This is a genomic window from Pseudomonas sp. GW456-L12 (assembly GCF_059424045.1).
Genome location: NZ_JBWKZA010000034.1, coordinates 33,594 through 51,520, shown reverse-complemented (window position 1 = coordinate 51,520; position 17,927 = coordinate 33,594). Strand labels below are relative to the sequence as shown.

Below are 17,927 nucleotides of genomic sequence, written 5' to 3'. Positions count from 1 at the left end.
TTCCTAAGCTCAGATAAATCGGCCAGTTTTTGGTGATCTTTAATCAAAAGGAGGCAAGATGATGGCAACGTTACCCACCCTCGGGTTCGCCGGTATTGGCCTGATGGGCTTGCCCATGTGTCGCCGTCTGCTGGCGGCGGGTTATCCCCTGGTGGTGTGGAATCGCAACCGGGAAAAATGCGCGCCGCTGCTGGAGGCGGGCGCGCAACTGGCCGAGACTCCGGCCCGGTTGTGCGAGTCCGCGGACCTGGTACTGCTGTGCCTGGCCAATACCGAGGTGGTGCGTGAGGTGGTGTTCGGTGCCGAGGGTATCGCCCAGGGAGCCCGGGCCGGCCAACTGCTGGTGGACCTTTCCAGCCTGGAGCCGACCGCCACCCGGGAAATGGCCGCGCAACTGGCCAGCAGCACCGGCATGGGCTGGGTCGATGCCCCGGTGTCCGGCGGCACGCCCGGTGCCGAGGCCGGCAGCCTGGCAATCATGGTCGGCGGCGAGGCGGCGGATATCGAACGGGTGCGCCCGGTCCTGCTCAATCTGGGGCAACGGGTGACTCATATGGGCGGCGTCGGCGCCGGCCAGGTGACCAAGGCTTGCAACCAGATGATCGTCGCCTGCAATGCCCTGGTGATCGCCGAAGTGGTGGCGCTGGCCGAGCGTTCCGGGGTCGATGCGTCATTGCTGGCCGAGGCGCTGGCCGGTGGTTTCGCCGATTCCAGGCCGTTGCAGATTCTCGCCCCGCAGATGGCCGAAAGCCGCTTCGAACCGATCAAATGGCATGTGCGCACCCTGCTCAAGGATCTGGACGGGGCGGTGAAGTTCTCCCGCGAGCAGGGCTCGGCCACGCCGATCAGCGGATTGGCTGCACAACTGATGCGCCTGCATGGCGGCCAGGGCTATCTGGAGCAGGATCCCGCGACCCTGATCCGCCTGTATCGCGAACCGACGTCAGAGGGCTGACCGCGGCGACGGCGGGCAGCATGCGCTGCTCGATCTCGTCGATCACCCCGGGCAACTCTTCCAGGGGCAGCGCCCGGCTGAGCAGGTAACCCTGGATGAAGTCGCAGCCGTATTGGGCGAGGAACTCGTACTGCTGCAGGCTCTCGACGCCTTCGGTCACCACCTGCAGGTGCAGGGTATGGGCCATGACGATAATCGCCTGGACGATTTCCTTGTCCTGGGTCGACTGGGGCACGTCCTGGATGAACGAGCGGTCGATCTTCAGGGTGTTGAGCGGCAGGCGCTTGAGGTAGGCGAGGGACGAATAACCAGTGCCGAAGTCGTCGATCGACAGCGACACCCCAAGATTGCGGATCTGCCGCAACAGGGCCACGGTGCTGTCGATGTTACCCATCAGGGCGTTTTCCGTGACTTCCAGTTCCAGGCGCTGGGGCGCGACACCGGCGTTGCTCAGGGTGTTGGCGATCTCCTCGGCCAACTCCTCCCGCGCCAGGTTCAGGGCCGAACAGTTCACCGCGATTTTCATCTCGGCAAAGCCATGGCGGGACAGGGCGGCCAGATCCTCGCAGGCCTTGCGCAGGACCCAGTTGTCCAGTTCGGCAATCAACCCGTTGGCTTCGGCGATCCCGATGAAACGATCCGGGGCCAGCAGCCCGTGCAACGGATGCCGCCATCGTACCAGCGCTTCGAGCTTGCTGACCTTGCGGCTGCCCAGGTCGTAGATGGGTTGGTAATACAGGGTCAATCCGGCTTCGTGGCGCAGGGCGTTGCGCAATTCTTCCTCCAGTTGCAGTTCCAGGCTCGCCCGGGTTTTCAGGTTGGTGCTGAAGAAATGCAGGCTGTTGCGACCGCTGCCCTTGGATTGATAGAGCGCCAGGTCGGCATGCTTGAGCAGTTCTTCGCAGGTTTCGCCATCGTCGGGAAAGACGCTGATGCCGATACTGGTGGTCATCACCATGCGCCGTCCTGCCAGCTCGATGGGCTCCTTCATCTTGCTCATGATGCGTTGCGCCATGTGCTGGGCTTCGTCGCGGTGGCTCAAGCTCATGAGGATGCAGAACTCGTCTCCACCGAAACGCGCCACCACGTCTTCATGGCTGCGGGTGGAGCTTTTGATATGGCCGGCAATCACCTTCAACAGTTGGTCGCCGGCATCGTGGCCGAGGCTGTCGTTGATCCGCTTGAAGTGATCGATGTCGAGGAACATCACCGCCAGCATGCCGCCCTGCACGGTCTTTTCGATGAGCTTTTCGGCGAACAGATGATTGAAGCCGCGACGATTGATCAGGTTGGTCAGGGCGTCGTAATGCGCCACCTGTTGCAACGCCACCCGAGCCTGGTCCAGTTGGCTCAACAGGGTGTTGACCCGACGCAGGTCCTGTTCCTTGTGCTGGAGTTTCTTGTCCGCCAGGGCCGCGCTGATGCTGCTGCCGATGATCAGCAGGGCGATGACGGCGATGGTCAGGCCCAGTTGCAAGGGGTTGTCATCCACCGCTATCGAAGGCGTGCCCGCCACTGGCATCACCAGTTTCAGCGCCCACATGCCGGTGAAATGCATGGCGACTATGCCGCCCCCCAGCAGCAGGCTGGCCGCGTATTTGAGCAACTGGTGGAGCACGCCGCTGCCATTGCTCAGGTAGCGGGACAGCAGCAAGGCGACCAGGCTCGCGCTGATGGCGATGGCAATCGACAGGCCGAAGAGGTCGGGTTGGTAGTAGGCCGTGGCTTGTGAGCGCATGGCCGCCATGCCGACATAATGCATGACGCAGATGCCCAGGCCGATCCAGATCGACGCCAGCAGGTAGCGCCACAGTTGCAGCCGGGTATGGCTGAGGGTCTTCATCGCCAGCCAGGATGCAATCACCGCGATCAGCAGCGACAGCAGGGTCATCGGCAGGTCGTAATGGGTTTCGATGGGGATTTGCAGTGCCAGCATGCCAATGAAATGCATGGCCCAGATGCCGCCGGCCAGACAGAAGGCGCCGATCCAGCGCCAGCGTTGCTGGGCGGCTGCCAGGTCGACGTGGCGCACCCGTTCGGCCATATCCAGGGTGGCGAAGCTGCCAGCGCAAGCCACCAGATAGGCGAGGATCACCAGCACGGGGTTGTGGCTGCAGGTGAGTAATACCTGCCCGCCTTCAGGGAGCTCGGTAAAAAAATGCAGACCAAGCCATTCCATCGCAGGCCCCGTTTCTTGAGTCATCCAGGGCCAGCCCTGATGGCTGACCAATGGGAGTGAGTATAGGAAGCCGAGGCAAGGCCGGGAGCGATGGTGGCAGATTGACTTAAATGATTTTGGAATTCAGTCCATAGCCAATCGAGCTAAGCGCTCTGTTCGAAATACAGCGTCGGCTCCAGGGGCGCGAGCCCGAATGCCGCGCGCGCGGCGTCGCAATCGACGTTCTGTTGGCCATTTTCCCAGGACGCCTCGAACTCGCGGCAGGTGCTGGAACGCTGGTGATAGATCGAACAGCTGACTTCCTTGCCGACCTCGCCGGTCAGCGCGGTGCAGCGGGTCGGCTTGCAATCGGTACCGAGCATGGCGACCCGGCTGGGGCTGATGGACGCCACCAGATCGTCGGGGACCGTACCGCCGGAAGAGGCGCATTCACCCCAGAAAAAAGACACACGAAAGTGTGAACAGCAGGCACCGCAATTCAGACACGGACTGGCTTCGGACATGGGCGTATTCAAAGGGGAGGAGGTTGATGAGGGGGGCAGCAAGGCCGCTATTCTAGGCTTCGCAACGGCCTTGGGAAGGGGGCGCGCAAGGTATTTTTCAGGCCCTGCGCAAGCCCTTGAAAAATCGGGCTTTAGCCCCGGTATCCGGGGGCTTGCGGCGGTTTCGGCGGGGGGCGATGGCGTTGTTCGGGCGGCCGTCGAGCGCGGTTGACGACCTGTGCTTCGGATTGCCTGATATCAGCCTTACGAATCATTACAGACAAGCGCGGCGGGGCTGACTAGATTGCAACTTCCAGGCTCGGTTGCGTCTGGCCGAATAACAATAAAGAGACCGACCCATGCAGAACTCGACCCAAGCGGCGAATGCCTGGCGCATTCTGTTCCTGTTGTTCCTGGCTAACCTGTTCAACTTCTTCGATCGCACCATTCCGGCCATCATCATCGAGCCGATCCGCATGGAGTGGCACCTGAGCGACTTCCAGATCGGCATCATCGGCACTGCCTTCACCATCGTTTACGCCATTGCCGGCCTGCCCCTGGGGCGCATGGCCGATACCGGCTCGCGCAGCAAGCTCATGGGCTGGGGCCTGGCGGTATGGAGCGGGCTGACCGCGGTCAACGGCCTGGTGGGCAGCTTCTGGAGTTTCCTCGTCGTGCGCATGGGCGTCGGCATCGGCGAAGCCAGCTATGCGCCGGCGGCCAACTCGCTGATCGGCGACCTGTTCCCGGCCCATCGCCGGGCCCGGGCCATGGGCATCTTCATGCTTGGCCTGCCGCTGGGCCTGTTGTTGGCGTTCTTCACCATCGGCGCCATGGTCAAGGCCTTCGACAGCTGGCGCGCGCCGTTCTTTATCGCCGCGGTGCCGGGGCTGTTGCTGGCAGTGTTCATGTTCTTTATCAAGGAGCCCAAGCGTGGGGCGGCGGAAGCCGTCAAGGTCTCCCAGGAGCGCGTCGACCGGCCGATCCGCCGGGTGTTGGCGATTCCGACCTTTCTCTGGCTGGTGCTGGCCGGGCTGAGCTTCAACTTCGCCTCCTACGCCTGCAACTCGTTCCTGGTGCCGATGCTGCAGCGTTACTTCCTGATGCCGTTGCAGGAAGCCGCGGTAGCGACCGGGGTGATAGTCGGGGTGACCGGCCTGTTCGGCCTGACCCTGGGCGGCTGGGTCGCCGATAAGATTCACCTGCGTGTCGCCAATGGCCGGTTGCTGTTCGCCGCCTTCAGCATGTTGATCTCGACCCTGTGCACCGCCTGGGCCCTGCATGCCGGGCGCATCGAGATCGGGGTGTTTGTCGCGGTGTTCAGTGTCGGCTGGCTGTTCACCTACAACTACTATACCTGCGTTTACACGGCGATTCAGGATGTGGTCGAACCACGTCTGCGGGCCACGGCCATGGCGCTGTTCTTCGCCGGCCTGTATCTGCTGGGCGGAGGCCTGGGGCCGGTGGTGGTGGGGGCGCTGTCCGATCACTTCGCCCATGCGGCGATGTACGCCGCCGGAGCCGGGCAGATGACCGAGGCGTTCAAGGCGGTCGGCCTGCATGACGCCATGTACCTGATCCCGGTGGCGTTGCTGTTGACCATGCTGTTCCTGTTCCTGGCCTCGCGCTGCTTCGTGCGTGATGCGCAGCGGATGAAGGACGGGTTGGTACCGGGCGAGCCGGCGGGGGCGGCGGTGGCGGCTTGAACAGTGCTTCTACAGAAGCAGATAAAAAAAGGCCCGCATTGTGCGGGCCTTTTCATTTACCGGCAGAGCAGGGGGGATCAGCCCGCCACCAGGACCCGGATCGCTTCCAGGCGCAGCGCGGCTTTCTCAAGCATCGCCAGGCCTTGTTCGCGTTGTTGGCGCAGGGCCACCAGTTCGCTGTCGCGCACGGTCGGGTTGACCGCCTGCAACGCGGTCAGGCGCGCCAGTTCTTCGTCGGTGTCGGCGGCCAGGCGCCGTTGCGCCTCGGCCACGCGCTCGGCGTGACGCGGGGCGATCTTCGCTTCGCCGGCGTTGATCTTCGGCGTCAGCTGGTCGCGCTGGGCCTGGATGAACTTGTTGGCGCTGGCCCGTGGCACGCTTTCCAGCTGGTCGTTGAGGGTCTCGAAGGCGACCCGTGCCGACAGGTCGTTGCCGTTGGCGTCCAGCAGGCAGCGCAGGGCGGCCGGTGGCAGGTAGCGGCCCAGCTGCAGCGAGCGCGGTGCCACCACTTCACTGACGTACAGCAGTTCCAGCAACACGGTGCCGGGTTTCAGCGCCTTGTTCTTGATCAGCGCCACGGCGGTGTTGCCCATGGAACCGGACAGCACCAGGTCCATGCCGCCTTGCACCATCGGGTGCTCCCAGGTGATGAACTGCATGTCTTCGCGAGACAGCGCCTGGTTGCGGTCGTAGGTGATGGTCACGCCTTCGTCGTCGCCCAGCGGGAAGCTGGCGTCGAGCATTTTTTCGCTCGGCTTGAGGATCAGCGCGTTGTCCGAATGGTCTTCGCTGTCGATGCCGAAGGCGTCGAACAGGGTTTCCATGTAGATCGGCAGGGCGAACTGGTCGTCCTGCTCGAGGATCGCTTCCACCAGCGCATCGCCTTCGCCGGCGCCGCCGGAGTTGAGCTCCAGCAGACGGTCGCGGCCGGTGTGCAGCTCGGCTTCCAGGCGCTCGCGCTCGGTGCGCGCCTCGTCGATCAGCGCTTGCCACTCGCCGTCGTCGGCTTCTTCCAGCAGCGGCAGCAGGCGCGGGCCGAACTGATGCTGCAGGGCGTTGCCGGTCGGGCAGGTATTGAGGAAGGCGTTCAGCGCTTCGTGGTACCACTGGAACAGGCGCTCTTGCGGGCTGGTTTCCAGGTACGGCACATGCAGCTCGATCACGTGTTTCTGGCCGATCCGGTCAAGACGGCCGATCCGCTGCTCCAGCAGGTCCGGGTGCGACGGCAGATCGAACAGCACCAGATGGTGGGCGAACTGGAAGTTGCGACCTTCACTGCCGATTTCCGAGCAGATCAGCACCTGGGCGCCGAACTCTTCGTCGGCGAAGTAGGCGGCGGCGCGGTCGCGCTCGAGGATGTTCATGCCTTCATGGAATACCGTGGCCGGGATACCGGAGCGCACGCGCAGGGCGTCTTCCAGGTCCATGGCGGTTTCCGCGTGGGCGCAGATCACCAGGACCTTGGTGCGCTTGAGCATTTTCAGCTGGTCGATCAGCCACTCGACGCGCGGGTCGAATTTCCACCAGCGCTCTTCTTCGCTGGCGTCCGGCTGGGCCTGGAAGCTGACTTCCGGGTACAGCTCGGCGTGCTCGCCCAGCGGCAGTTCCAGGTACTCGTCCGGGCATGGCAGCGGGTACGGGTGCAGCTTGCGCTCGGGGAAGCCTTGCACCGCGGCGCGGGTGTTGCGGAACAGCACGCGGCCGGTGCCGTGGCGGTCCAGCAACTCGCGCACCAGGCGCGCGCTGGCTTCAGTGTCGCCGTCGTTGACGGCGGCGAGCAGGGCTTCGCCTTCGTTACCGAGGAAACTGTGGATGGTCTTGTGCGCTTCTGGCGACAGGCGTCCTTTATCCAGCAGTTCCTGCACGGCTTCGGCCACCGGGCGATAGTTTTCGCTCTCGGCGCGGAAGGCGGCCAGGTCGTGGAAGCGGTTCGGGTCGAGTAGGCGCAGACGGGCGAAGTGGCTGTCCTGGCCCAGTTGTTCCGGGGTGGCGGTGAGCAGCAGGACACCGGGGATCACCTCGGCCAGCTGTTCCACCAGCGCGTATTCCGGGCTGACCTGGTCTTCGTGCCACACCAGGTGGTGGGCCTCGTCGACCACCATCAGGTCCCAGCCGGCGGCGAACAGCGCGTCCTGGGCCTTCTCGTCGTCCACCAGCCATTCCAGGGCCACCAGGGCGAGCTGGGTGTCTTCGAAGGGGTTGGCGGCATCGCTTTCGATAAAGCGTTCTTCGTCGAACAGCGCGACCTGCAGGTTGAAGCGCCGGCGCATTTCCACCAGCCACTGGTGCTGCAGGTTCTCCGGGACCAGGATCAGCACGCGGCTGGCGCGGCCCGACAGCAGCTGGCGATGGATCACCAGGCCGGCTTCGATGGTCTTGCCCAGGCCCACTTCGTCCGCCAACAGAACCCGCGGCGCGATACGGTCGGCGACTTCACGGGCAATGTGTAGCTGGTGGGCGATAGGCTGGGCACGTACGCCACCCAGGCCCCACAGCGACGATTGCAGCTGGCGGCTGGTGTGTTCCAGGGTGTGGTAGCGCAGGGAGAACCAGGCCAGCGGGTCGATCTGCCCGGCGAACAGACGGTCGCTGGCCAGACGGAACTGGATGAAGTTTGAGAGTTGGGTTTCCGGCAGGGTGACGACTTCGTTCTGCCCGTTGAGGCCGTGGTAGACCAGCAGGCCGTCGACATCGTCGACTTCGCGCACGGTCATTTTCCAGCCTTCGAAGTGGGTGATGGTGTCACCCGGGGAAAACCTCACGCGAGTGAGGGGCGCATTCCGTAGCGCATACTGGCGAGTGTCGCCAGTGGCCGGATAGAGCACGGTCAGCAAGCGGCCGTCCTGTGCCAGAACGGTGCCTAGACCTAGCTCGGCTTCGCTGTCACTAATCCAGCGTTGCCCCGGTTGATACTGCTGCGCCATGCTGCCTGACTCCCGCCTTGAAAAAGCCGACTATGTTAACGGATCGGCGGCCTCAGGCCAAAGAACTCTAACAAAAACAACTACGCTGGAAGGTAGCGTATCGGGCGCATTTGTCGTGGTTTGGGCACTATCGGGTGACGACTGGGTCACAAGTTTGCGACCGATGGCTCAAGTCGCCCCCGCAGCAGCCGACAGCCTGCCGACAGGAGACCAATAATATGCTGCCCCCGATGCTGCCCTTGAGTGCCGTGCCCGTGACCTCCCAGCAGGATCCGATTCGTCCGCGCCCGGATATCCCGCCGGTGGTACCGGTGCAACAGAGTTCCAACGAAAGCACCATCGACCTGCACAAGCGCGATGCCGAACAGTCGGCGCTGCTGCTGCGCGAAGAACAGCAGCGCCAGCAGCAAAGGCACAAACGCCAGCGCGAAGCCGAGGCTGCGGACGATCCCGAACTGCACCTGGCCGTGCCCGGGGACGAGTTGAATGCCGACAACACCGTGCCGGTGGCGCCGCTGATCGAGGACGCACCACGCCAGGGGCTGTGGGTCGACGTCGAGGTCTAGATGCTGTCCTTTAATGCCTGCGACAGTGGCGCGCAAGGGATCACAGGGGGTACTTCGCGCGATGCTGGTCAAACTGCGGCCCCCCTTTAATTGCGCTCAATATCCGCTGATCACTGGTCAGGCGCCGCGTCACGCCGCATTATTGGCAAACCCGCAAGGGCCGCAGCCGCGCTATCTCTATATAGAGGCTCCGGTCGACATAGACCTGAACGATGCAAGCCAACGCCATGAGCCAAGACGACAACCTGATCGACCTGAACGCCGAACGTGCCAAGCGTGTGCATGACTTGAAGGAAAAGCGCCTGAACGAAGTGCGCCAGGCATTCGAGCAGGCAATGCCTTTGGGCAAGCCGAAGAAGAAACCGAAAAAGCCGAAAAAGCGCTGAACCGGGCGCGATCTGTTGATGTAAGTCAGTTATTTCCCCTCCCTGTCGTCCTGTCTGGGTCGACCATTGACCCCGGTCAATTTTCCCCGCCGCCTCTTTGGTTAACTTAGCCCCATCGCAACAGGGCAAGAGCAGGAGGCCAGTCATGTTTTTCGACAATGTGGTGATCGCCGGAGTGCTGACTGTCGGCCTCATGGTTCTGTTTTTCGCCGGGTTTGGATTTTTCATCTGGAAAGATGCGCATAAACGCAAAAAACCTTAAGTCTTTCCGGTAACGAGCACGCAAGGCATTTTGGGCAACTTCGGTTGCCCTTTTTTTTGCCTGTGTGTTTTGTGGCAAAGCCATCATTTATTTCAGGCACAAAAAAAGGTGCGACCCGAGGGGCGCACCTTTTTTGTCGCGGACTGAACGAATCAGGTCCCGAGGGCTTTCGAGGCCAGCCAGAACAGACCGGCCGACAGCGCCACGGTTGCCGGCAGGGTCAGCACCCAGGCCAGCAGGATGGTGCGTATGGTGCCGCTTTGCAGGCCGCTTTTGTTGGCGACCATGGTTCCCGCCACGCCCGAAGACAGCACATGGGTGGTCGATACCGGCAGGCTGAAGATATTGGCCATGCCGATCAGGCCGGCGGCGGTGATCTGCGCCGACATGCCCTGGGCATAGGTCATGCCTTGCTTGCCGATCTTCTCGCCGATGGTCTGTACCACACGTTTCCAGCCGATCATGGTCCCCAGGCCGAGGGCCAGGGCCACGGCCAGGATCACCCAGAACGGCGCGTACTCGGTGGTGGCGGTCAGGTCTTTGCGCAACTTGTCCAGGTCAGCCTTTTCACGGGCCGCGAGGTGCGGCAGCTTGCCGACTTTCTTCGCGGTGTCATCCAGGCAGAGCAGGTAGCGACGCACTTCGATACGGCTTTCGGCCGGCAGCGAGTGATAGTCGGCGACACCCTTGAGGGTGCCCAGCAGCGCAGCGATGGTCGGTTCGGTCTGCTGCGGGTTGCAGCGGAACTTGCCTGGCAGGTCGTCTTTCACGCTTTTGCCCAGGGCCAGGAACTCGCCCAGGGAGTCCTCGTTACGCTGATAGAACTGGCTCAGGTGCAGGGTGGCGTCGCGGGTACGCTCGATCTGGTAGGTGGTGCTGTTCAGGTCGAGCACGAACTGCGCGGGCACGATACCGATCAGTACCAGCATGATCAGGCCGATGCCTTTCTGGCCGTCGTTGGAACCGTGCACGAAGCTCACGGCCATGGCCGAGATCACCAACACCAGGCGATTCCAGAAGGGCGGGTGTTTCTTGTCGTCGACCTTGCGGCGTTGTTCCGGGGTCTTGTGCATCTTCGAGATCGGGCGCCACCACTTCAGGCCGATCAGCACCAGGGCGGCAATCAGGAAGCCGGCCATGGGCGAGAACACCAGGGAAGCACCGATGTCGATCGCTTTCTGCCAGTTCACGCCATCGCCCAGCGGGATGTCGTTGAGCAGGGCATTGGCCAGGCCGACACCGAGGATCGAACCGATCAGGGTGTGGGAGCTGGAGGCGGGAATACCGAAGTACCAGGTGCCCAGGTTCCAGGTGATGGCCGCGGCCAGCAACGAGAAGACCATGGCCAGGCCGTGGCCGGTGTTGACATTGATCAGCAGCTCGACCGGCAGCAGATGGACGATGGCATAGGCCACGCCGACACCGCCCAGCAGCACGCCGAGGAAATTGAATACACCGGAAAAGAATACGGCCAGGTGCGGCGGCATGGCTTTGGTGTAGATAACAGTGGCAACCGCATTTGCGGTGTCATGAAAGCCGTTGATGAACTCGTAGGCGAGGACAAAAGCCAGGGCGAGCAAGAGGCTCACAAGCACCCAAGCATCCAGTCCGCTGAATAAATCGATCATGAAGGTTTTCTGACCCGGTCATAAGGGGGCGCGATTATGCCAGAAAACCCTGGTAATCGATGCACTAGGTGCTGGTTGGTAACATTCTTCAACGAAAAAGCCGGAGGCAGGCCAATGGCCATGCCTTTTTTCGGGGCATGGGCAAGCCATTGATTTTACTGGGGCTCATCCTCAAGGTCAGGGGCGAAACGTTGAGCCAAATGTCTCAAACGCTTGTATGAAATTTCAGTTTCATGACGTTTTTTGAGCCCTTGGGGGCCATTCGCTGCCACACGGCGGATGCCAGGCCGACCTTGCGATCGACCTTTATCTGCAAGGGCATCGAGCCGTGCGAAAGTTTCAGGCGAACAGCGTCACGGCTGGTCTGCCTTGAGCTCTTTTTCCATCTTTTGCAGTTCTTGGGTGAAGGCCTGGTCGAGAACGCTGGCGCGCTTGCGCCAGGGTTTGCGTTCCGGTTCAGGCTGGGCGGCGTAGGTGGTGACTTCGCCTCCGTAAACTTCCTTGTAACGTTGTTCCTGGCGCTCAAGTTCCGCGCGCAGTTCGTCTTTCGTCACAGTGTTACCTAACTGAGTTGAGATTATCCCGATGATACGCATTGCCTAGATCGGGTTTATCAAACCGCCTCGTACTCGGCTCGATTAAAGGAGCCAGGATTGCGATGGGGCTCGCCAAACCGCTTCTTGTTGCATGCGGCCACGCCACCGGACAAGAACAGCTGTCGTAGCAACAGTTACTTTTTTGCAAACGCATTGGCCGGGCATATTGAGATGAGCGTCAAGCGCTTGCTGCAGGAGGCGTCATTTACTCTACGCAGCCTGATGATGCTGCCGAACGCAGAAAAGCGTCGGTGATCACTTTACTCATTATAGCGGCGGCCATGAATAACTCTATCGGCAATAAGTTAAAAATCATCAACTTGATATCAGGGTTTTGTTACACGAAAGTTTTAATCCGGATGACGAGAGCAGTTCTGTAACAAGGCCTGACAAGTTGCCTGGACTAATGCGGAAGAAATGAGAGTTTTATTGGCGGCGAAAAAGCGGCACATCCCATGGCAGGCATTTATCGCGATGGATTGCGATTATCGGTCGATGGTTCGATAATCGCCCAATGTTGGCCGTGCAGGCTTGTGCATCCTCTCCAGTACGGCTTGTAATAAGCCGGACTTCCGTCGCAGAGAACCTGAAATGAACGATCAATTGCGTAATTCCTTCGCTTCCGCCGCGCCGCCGATTGTCGCTTCGCCGGCCAAGCGGATTCAGGCGCTGACGGGTGATCCGGATTTCATGACCTCTCTGGCTCGCGGACTGGCGGTGGTCCAGGCCTTTCAGGAGCGCAAGCGCCATCTGACCATCGCCCAGATCAGCCACCGTACGGAGATTCCCCGTGCCGCCGTGCGCCGCTGCCTGCATACCTTGATCAAGCTCGGTTACGCCACCACCGATGGCCGCACCTATTCGTTGCTGCCCAAGGTGCTGACGCTGGGGCATGCCTATCTGTCTTCCACACCGCTGGCGGTGTCGGCCCAGCCTTACCTGGACCGCATGAGCGAGCAATTGCACGAAGCTTGCAACATGGCCACCCTGGAAGGCGACGACATTCTGTACATCGCCCGTTCGGCCACCACCCAGCGCCTGATCTCGGTCGATCTCTCGGTGGGTGGGCGCCTGCCGGCCTACTGCACATCCATGGGGCGGATCCTGCTGGCGGCGCTGGATGACGCCTCGTTGCGCGAATACCTCGATCATGCCGACCTGCAAGCCAAGACCAGCCGTACTTTGCACACGCCGCAGGCGTTGCTCGAATGCCTGCAACAGGTCCGGCAGCAGGGCTGGTGCATCGTCGATCAGGAACTGGAACAAGGCCTGCGCTCCATCGCCGTACCGGTGTACGACGCTTCGGGCCAGGTACTGGCTGCGCTCAACGTGAGTACCCATGCCGGCCGCGTCAGCCGCGCCGAGCTGGAGCAGCGCTTCTTGCCGGGCCTGCTCAGCGCCAGTCGCGACCTCAGCGCCCAATTGTTCGCTTGAGGGCTGCCTGCTTAAGCTGTTCGATAAACGCACAGATACGCGCTTGCTGAATTGACGCTCTTTCCCTTGCCTCATTAATGTCGCGGCAGCGTCATCCGGCCACTGGAGCACCGCCTCTGCAATGGCCGCGTGACGCCCCCATAATAATGAAGAGGCCAGCCCCCATGAGCATCGCCCGCGCGCCCAGCCGCGCTCCTCTATCCTGCCTTCGCCTGCCGACGGCCTGATCCCGCAAGACCCTTTTCGATCTGAACCGACCAGCTCTGGCTGGCACCTGTTCGCCTGCGTTTTTCGCGTGGAATAAAAATAATGAACCAGCCTCAATCCGCTGTAGGGAACTGCCTTGATGTGCAGTCCTTTATCAATGCCCAGCCGCTGTCGCGCTATCAGTGGCGAGTGGTGATCCTGTGTTTCCTGATTGTCTTCCTCGATGGCCTCGATACCGCGGCCATGGGCTTCATTGCGCCGGCGCTGTCCCAGGATTGGGGCATCGACCGCGCCAGCCTCGGCCCGGTGATGAGTGCCGCGCTGATCGGCATGGTCTTCGGGGCGCTGGGCTCCGGCCCACTGGCTGACCGCTTCGGGCGCAAAGTGGTGCTGGTGGGGGCGGTGCTGCTGTTCGGTGCCTTCAGTCTGGCGTCGGCCTACAGCAGCAATGTCGACCAGTTGCTGGTGCTGCGTTTCCTTACCGGCCTGGGGCTGGGCGCCGGCATGCCGAATGCCACCACGCTGCTTTCCGAATACACCCCCGAGCGCTACAAGTCGTTGCTGGTGACCAGCATGTTCTGTGGTTTCAACCTGGGCATGGCCGGCGGCGGTTTCATTTCCGCCAAGCTGATCCCGGCATTTGGCTGGCACAGCCTGTTGCTGATCGGCGGGATTTTGCCGCTGATCCTGGCAGTGGTGCTGCTGGTCTGGCTGCCGGAGTCGGCGCGTTACCTGGTGGTGCGCAATCGTGGCACCGACAAGGTTCGCAAGGCCCTGGCGCCGATCGAGCCGGGCACGGTCGGCCAGGCCGCGAGCTTCAGTGTGCCGGAACAGAAGACGGTGAAGGCGCGCAATGTGTTTGCGGTGATTTTCTCCGGGACCTACAGCGTCGGTACCTTGCTGTTGTGGCTGACCTATTTCATGGGGCTGGTGATCGTATACCTGCTGACCAGCTGGCTGCCGACCCTGATGCGCGACAGCGGCGCGAGCATGGAGCAGGCGGCCTTTATCGGCGCGCTGTTCCAGTTCGGCGGGGTACTCAGCGCGGTGGCGGTGGGCTGGGCCATGGACCGCTTCAACCCGCACAAGGTCATCGGCACCTTCTACCTGCTGGCCGGGGTCTTCGCCTACGCGGTCGGGCAAAGCCTGGGCAACATCACCTTGCTGGCGACCCTGGTGCTGGTCGCCGGCATGTGCGTCAACGGCGCGCAATCGGCGATGCCATCCCTGGCCGCGCGCTTCTATCCGACCCAGGGCCGCGCCACCGGCGTGTCGTGGATGCTCGGCATCGGTCGCTTCGGGGCGATCCTCGGGGCCTGGATGGGCGCCACGCTGCTGGGGCTGGGCTGGAATTTCGAGCAAGTGCTGACCGCGCTGGTGATCCCGGCCGCGCTGGCGACCACGGCGGTGGTGATCAAGGGCATGGTCAGCCATGCGGATGCGACCTGATCGAATGAGCAAGGCGCTCCTCAAGGGAGCGCTGAATACCTGTAGCCGCTGCCGCAGGCTGCGATAAGGCCGAAGGCCTTCAGCGATCCTGAGATCTTCGCGACCGTTCTCCGAACGCGGCCCGGGTCGATCGCAGCCTGCGGCAGCGGCCACAGCACAATCGATAGTCAGACAACAATCTGTTCGATAAACGAACGCTCAGTCGATTATCGGATTGTTTGGGTTTTTCCCTCGGCTTAATCTTCAGTCACTCCGGCGCATCCTTCGGCGCCTTTTTCTTCCAGTCGCTCAATAACAATCGGGAGATCCCCCATGGCTGAAATCCTTTCGCTGCACGACGCGGTGAAGCAGTTCGTCAACGACGGCGATACCGTCGCGCTCGAAGGCTTCACCCACCTGATCCCCACGGCCGCGGGTCATGAAATCATTCGCCAGGGCAAAAAAGACCTGACCCTGGTACGGATGACCCCTGACCTGATCTACGACCAGTTGATCGGTGCCGGTTGTGCCCGCAAGCTGATTTTCTCCTGGGGCGGCAACCCGGGCGTCGGCTCCCTGCATCGCCTGCGGGATGCGGTCGAGAAGCAATGGCCGCACCCCCTGGAAATCGAAGAACACAGCCACGCCGACCTGGCCAATGCCTACGTGGCGGGCGCCTCGGGTCTGCCATTCGCGGTCTTGCGCGCTTATGCCGGCTCCGACCTGCCGAAGGTCAACCCGCTGATCAAGAGCGTGACCTGCCCATTCACCGGTGAGGTGCTGGCGGCGGTGCCATCGGTACGTCCTGACGTCACCGTGATCCATGCGCAGAAAGCCGACCGCAAGGGCAACGTGCTGTTGTGGGGCATTCTTGGCGTACAGAAGGAAGCCGCCCTGGCCGCCAAGCGCTGCATCGTCACCGTGGAAGAAATCGTCGACGACCTGAACGCCCCGATGAACGCCTGCGTGCTGCCGACCTGGGCCCTGAGCGCGGTCTGCCATGTGCCGGGCGGCGCCCATCCGTCCTACGCCCACGGCTATACCGAGCGCGACAACATCTTCTACCAGGCCTGGGACCCGATCGCCCGCGACCGTGAAACCTTCACCGCCTGGATCAACGAATACATCCGCGGCAGTGCTGACTTCAGCGAATTCCAGGCCAAGCTGGCCGCAGCAACGGGGGCCAAATAATGACTTACTCCACCAATGAAATGATGACCGTTGCCGCCGCCCGCCGCCTGCAGAACGGCTCGGTGTGTTTTGTCGGGATCGGCCTGCCGTCCAAGGCCGCCAACCTGGCGCGCCTGACCTCGTCGCCGGACGTGGTGCTGATCTACGAATCCGGCCCGATCGGCGCCAAGCCCAGCGTACTGCCGCTGTCCATCGGTGACGGCGAGTTGGCCGAGACCGCGGACACCGTGGTGCCGACCGGCGAGATCTTCCGCTACTGGCTGCAAGGCGGGCGGATCGACGTCGGTTTCCTCGGCGCCGCCCAGGTCGACCGTTTCGGCAACATCAACACCACGGTGGTCGGCGACTACCACCAGCCGAAAGTCCGCCTGCCGGGCGCCGGCGGTGCGCCGGAGATCGCCGGCTCGGCCAAGAGCGTGCTGATCATCCTCAAGCAGTCGTCGCGTTCCTTTGTCGACAAGCTCGACTTCATCACCTCGGTCGGTCACGGCGAAGGCGGCGACTCGCGCAAGCGCCTGGGCCTGCCAGGGGCCGGGCCGGTGGGGATCATCACCGACCTGTGCATCATGGAGCCGGAAGCCGGCACCCATGAATTCGTGGTGACCTCGTTGCACCCGGGCGTGACCCGCGAGCAGGTGGTCGCTGCCACCGGCTGGGCGATCCGTTTCGCCGACCAGGTGGCGGAAACCGCCGCCCCGACCGAGATCGAATTGACCGCCCTGCGTGACCTGGAAGCCCGCACCGCCGCGGCCCATGGCCAAACCCCGGGAGAAGCCTGATGCGCGAAGTGTTTATCTGTGACGCCATTCGTACCCCCATCGGCCGCTTTGGTGGCGGCCTGTCGACGGTGCGGGCCGACGATCTGGCCGCCGCGCCAATCAAGGCACTGATCGAGCGCAACCCGTCGGTGGACTGGAACGCGGTGGACGAGGTGTTCCTCGGTTGCGCCAACCAGGCCGGCGAAGACAATCGCAACGTGGCGCGCATGGCGCTGCTGCTGGCCGGGCTGCCGGAAACCATTCCGGGCGTGACTCTCAACCGCCTGTGCGCTTCGGGCATGGATGCCATCGGCACCGCCTTCCGCGCCATCGCCAGTGGCGAGATGGAGCTGACCATCGCCGGCGGCGTCGAGTCGATGTCCCGCGCGCCCTTTGTCATGGGCAAGGCCGACACCGCCTTTTCGCGCAACATGAAGCTGGAAGACACCACCATCGGCTGGCGTTTCATCAACCCGCTGATGAAGGCCCAGTACGGCGTGGATGCGATGCCGCAGACCGCCGACAACGTCGCCGACGATTATCAGGTGTCGCGTGCCGACCAGGATGCGTTCGCCCTGCGCAGCCAGCAGCGCACCGCCGCGGCGCAGGCCGCCGGGTTCTTCGCCGAGGAAATCGTCCCGGTGCGTATCGTCCACAAGAAGGGCGAGACCGTGGTCGAGCAGGATGAGCACCCGCGGGCCGATACCTCGCTGGAAACCCTGGGCAAACTCAAGCCGGTCAACGGCCCGGACAAGACCGTCACCGCCGGCAACGCCTCGGGCGTCAACGACGGGGCGGCGGCGCTGATCCTGGCGTCGGCCGAGGCGGTGAAAAAGCACGGCCTGACCGCCCGTGCCCGGGTGCTGGGCATGGCCAGCGCCGGCGTGGCGCCACGGGTGATGGGCATCGGCCCGGTGCCGGCGGTGCGCAAGTTGACCGAACGCCTGGGCGTGGCAGTCAGCGATTTCGATGTGATCGAACTCAACGAAGCCTTCGCCAGCCAGGGCCTGGCAGTATTGCGCGAACTGGGCCTGGCGGACGACGCGCCACAGGTCAACCCCAACGGCGGCGCCATCGCCCTCGGCCATCCGCTGGGCATGAGCGGCGCGCGCCTGGTATTGACCGCGCTGCACCAGCTGGAAAAGACCGGTGGCAAGAAAGGCCTGGCGACCATGTGCGTGGGTGTCGGCCAGGGCCTGGCATTGGCCATCGAGCGCGTCTGACG

15 protein-coding genes are annotated in these 17,927 nt (G+C 62.8%); 10 read left to right on the top strand and 5 right to left on the bottom strand.

Annotation, left to right across the window (positions count from 1 at the left end):
- Positions 1-58 precede the first annotated feature (58 nt).
- Entirely contained in the window at positions 59-955 is an 897-nt protein-coding gene (locus AC07Y9_RS27830; RefSeq protein WP_037004535.1) for an NAD(P)-dependent oxidoreductase, read from the top strand.
- Here the strand turns inward: AC07Y9_RS27830 and AC07Y9_RS27825 are convergent.
- Together AC07Y9_RS27825 and AC07Y9_RS27820 are read right to left on the bottom strand one after the other, a co-directional pair.
- Complete coding sequence (locus AC07Y9_RS27825) at positions 846-3,134, bottom strand: putative bifunctional diguanylate cyclase/phosphodiesterase (RefSeq protein WP_102681347.1); 2,289 nt, start codon at positions 3,132-3,134, stop codon at positions 846-848. The genes AC07Y9_RS27830 and AC07Y9_RS27825 overlap by 110 nt on opposite strands.
- Before the next feature lie 143 nt (positions 3,135-3,277).
- Positions 3,278-3,637: a YkgJ family cysteine cluster protein gene (locus tag AC07Y9_RS27820; RefSeq protein ID WP_007926609.1), complete on the bottom strand. Its 360-nt coding sequence runs from the start codon at positions 3,635-3,637 to the stop codon at positions 3,278-3,280.
- Between the two features lie 338 nt (positions 3,638-3,975).
- Between AC07Y9_RS27820 and AC07Y9_RS27815 the strand changes: the two genes are divergently transcribed.
- Positions 3,976-5,322, top strand: a complete 1,347-nt coding sequence (locus AC07Y9_RS27815) for a spinster family MFS transporter (protein ID WP_102681345.1) — start codon at positions 3,976-3,978, stop codon at positions 5,320-5,322.
- A gap of 77 nt (positions 5,323-5,399) precedes the next feature.
- Here AC07Y9_RS27815 and rapA read toward each other — a convergent pair whose 3' ends face one another.
- Positions 5,400-8,246, bottom strand: coding sequence for an RNA polymerase-associated protein RapA (rapA, locus tag AC07Y9_RS27810; RefSeq protein ID WP_007926606.1), 2,847 nt, complete (start codon positions 8,244-8,246; stop codon positions 5,400-5,402).
- Between the two features lie 218 nt (positions 8,247-8,464).
- On the opposite strand from rapA, the gene AC07Y9_RS27805 reads away from it, so the two are divergent.
- From AC07Y9_RS27805 to ccoM, 3 genes are all read left to right on the top strand, one after another.
- Positions 8,465-8,812, top strand: coding sequence for a hypothetical protein (locus tag AC07Y9_RS27805; protein WP_007926605.1), 348 nt, complete (start codon positions 8,465-8,467; stop codon positions 8,810-8,812).
- Between the two features lie 227 nt (positions 8,813-9,039).
- Positions 9,040-9,198 (top strand): hypothetical protein, encoded by a 159-nt coding sequence (locus AC07Y9_RS27800; RefSeq protein ID WP_023968072.1) that lies wholly within the window; start codon positions 9,040-9,042, stop codon positions 9,196-9,198.
- 145 nt (positions 9,199-9,343) lie between these two features.
- The gene (gene ccoM, locus AC07Y9_RS27795) at positions 9,344-9,460 is read left to right on the top strand and encodes a cytochrome c oxidase subunit CcoM (RefSeq protein ID WP_007926603.1); all 117 of its coding nucleotides are present in this window, start codon (positions 9,344-9,346) and stop codon (positions 9,458-9,460) included.
- A 152-nt stretch (positions 9,461-9,612) separates the two neighbouring features.
- Here the strand turns inward: ccoM and AC07Y9_RS27790 are convergent, their stop codons facing one another.
- The gene (locus AC07Y9_RS27790; RefSeq protein WP_007926602.1) at positions 9,613-11,088 is read right to left on the bottom strand and encodes an inorganic phosphate transporter; all 1,476 of its coding nucleotides are present in this window, start codon (positions 11,086-11,088) and stop codon (positions 9,613-9,615) included.
- 353 nt (positions 11,089-11,441) lie between these two features.
- A complete protein-coding gene (locus AC07Y9_RS27785; protein WP_009042495.1) occupies positions 11,442-11,642 on the bottom strand; it encodes a hypothetical protein in 201 nt (66 codons plus the stop codon).
- 633 nt (positions 11,643-12,275) lie between these two features.
- Between AC07Y9_RS27785 and pcaR the strand changes: the two genes are divergently transcribed.
- The 5 genes from pcaR to pcaF all read left to right on the top strand — a co-directional run bounded on the left by pcaR (position 12,276) and on the right by pcaF (position 17,925).
- Positions 12,276-13,118 carry a pca regulon transcriptional regulator PcaR gene (gene pcaR, locus AC07Y9_RS27780; RefSeq protein ID WP_007926599.1) on the top strand — a complete coding sequence of 281 codons (843 nt, stop codon included), beginning with the start codon at positions 12,276-12,278 and terminating at the stop codon, positions 13,116-13,118.
- Positions 13,119-13,427: 309 nt separating this feature from the next.
- On the top strand, positions 13,428-14,774 hold the full coding sequence (pcaK, locus tag AC07Y9_RS27775) for a 4-hydroxybenzoate transporter PcaK (RefSeq protein ID WP_102681344.1): 1,347 nt from the start codon (positions 13,428-13,430) through the stop codon (positions 14,772-14,774).
- A 312-nt stretch (positions 14,775-15,086) separates the two neighbouring features.
- Entirely contained in the window at positions 15,087-15,944 is an 858-nt protein-coding gene (locus tag AC07Y9_RS27770; protein ID WP_009042497.1) for a CoA transferase subunit A, read from the top strand.
- Positions 15,941-16,723, top strand: coding sequence for a CoA-transferase subunit beta (locus AC07Y9_RS27765; protein ID WP_172833204.1), 783 nt, complete (start codon positions 15,941-15,943; stop codon positions 16,721-16,723). The genes AC07Y9_RS27770 and AC07Y9_RS27765 overlap by 4 nt, the downstream gene beginning before the upstream one ends.
- A complete protein-coding gene (gene pcaF / locus AC07Y9_RS27760; RefSeq protein WP_173679817.1) occupies positions 16,720-17,925 on the top strand; it encodes a 3-oxoadipyl-CoA thiolase in 1,206 nt (401 codons plus the stop codon). The genes AC07Y9_RS27765 and pcaF overlap by 4 nt, the downstream gene beginning before the upstream one ends.
- The last annotated feature ends 2 nt before the right edge of the window (positions 17,926-17,927 follow it).

Excerpts from the sequence above, each read along its gene's own strand:
- AC07Y9_RS27830 (WP_037004535.1), top strand. The coding sequence starts at position 59 with ATGATGGCAACGTTACCCACCCTCGGGTTCGCCGGTATTGGCCTGATG.
- AC07Y9_RS27825 (WP_102681347.1), bottom strand. The coding sequence starts at position 3,134 with ATGGAATGGCTTGGTCTGCATTTTTTTACCGAGCTCCCTGAAGGCGGG.
- AC07Y9_RS27820 (WP_007926609.1), bottom strand. The coding sequence starts at position 3,637 with ATGTCCGAAGCCAGTCCGTGTCTGAATTGCGGTGCCTGCTGTTCACAC.
- AC07Y9_RS27815 (WP_102681345.1), top strand. The coding sequence starts at position 3,976 with ATGCAGAACTCGACCCAAGCGGCGAATGCCTGGCGCATTCTGTTCCTG.
- rapA (WP_007926606.1), bottom strand. The coding sequence starts at position 8,246 with ATGGCGCAGCAGTATCAACCGGGGCAACGCTGGATTAGTGACAGCGAA.
- AC07Y9_RS27805 (WP_007926605.1), top strand. The coding sequence starts at position 8,465 with ATGCTGCCCCCGATGCTGCCCTTGAGTGCCGTGCCCGTGACCTCCCAG.
- AC07Y9_RS27800 (WP_023968072.1), top strand. The coding sequence starts at position 9,040 with ATGAGCCAAGACGACAACCTGATCGACCTGAACGCCGAACGTGCCAAG.
- ccoM (WP_007926603.1), top strand. The coding sequence starts at position 9,344 with ATGTTTTTCGACAATGTGGTGATCGCCGGAGTGCTGACTGTCGGCCTC.
- AC07Y9_RS27790 (WP_007926602.1), bottom strand. The coding sequence starts at position 11,088 with ATGATCGATTTATTCAGCGGACTGGATGCTTGGGTGCTTGTGAGCCTC.
- pcaR (WP_007926599.1), top strand. The coding sequence starts at position 12,276 with ATGAACGATCAATTGCGTAATTCCTTCGCTTCCGCCGCGCCGCCGATT.
- pcaK (WP_102681344.1), top strand. The coding sequence starts at position 13,428 with ATGAACCAGCCTCAATCCGCTGTAGGGAACTGCCTTGATGTGCAGTCC.
- AC07Y9_RS27770 (WP_009042497.1), top strand. The coding sequence starts at position 15,087 with ATGGCTGAAATCCTTTCGCTGCACGACGCGGTGAAGCAGTTCGTCAAC.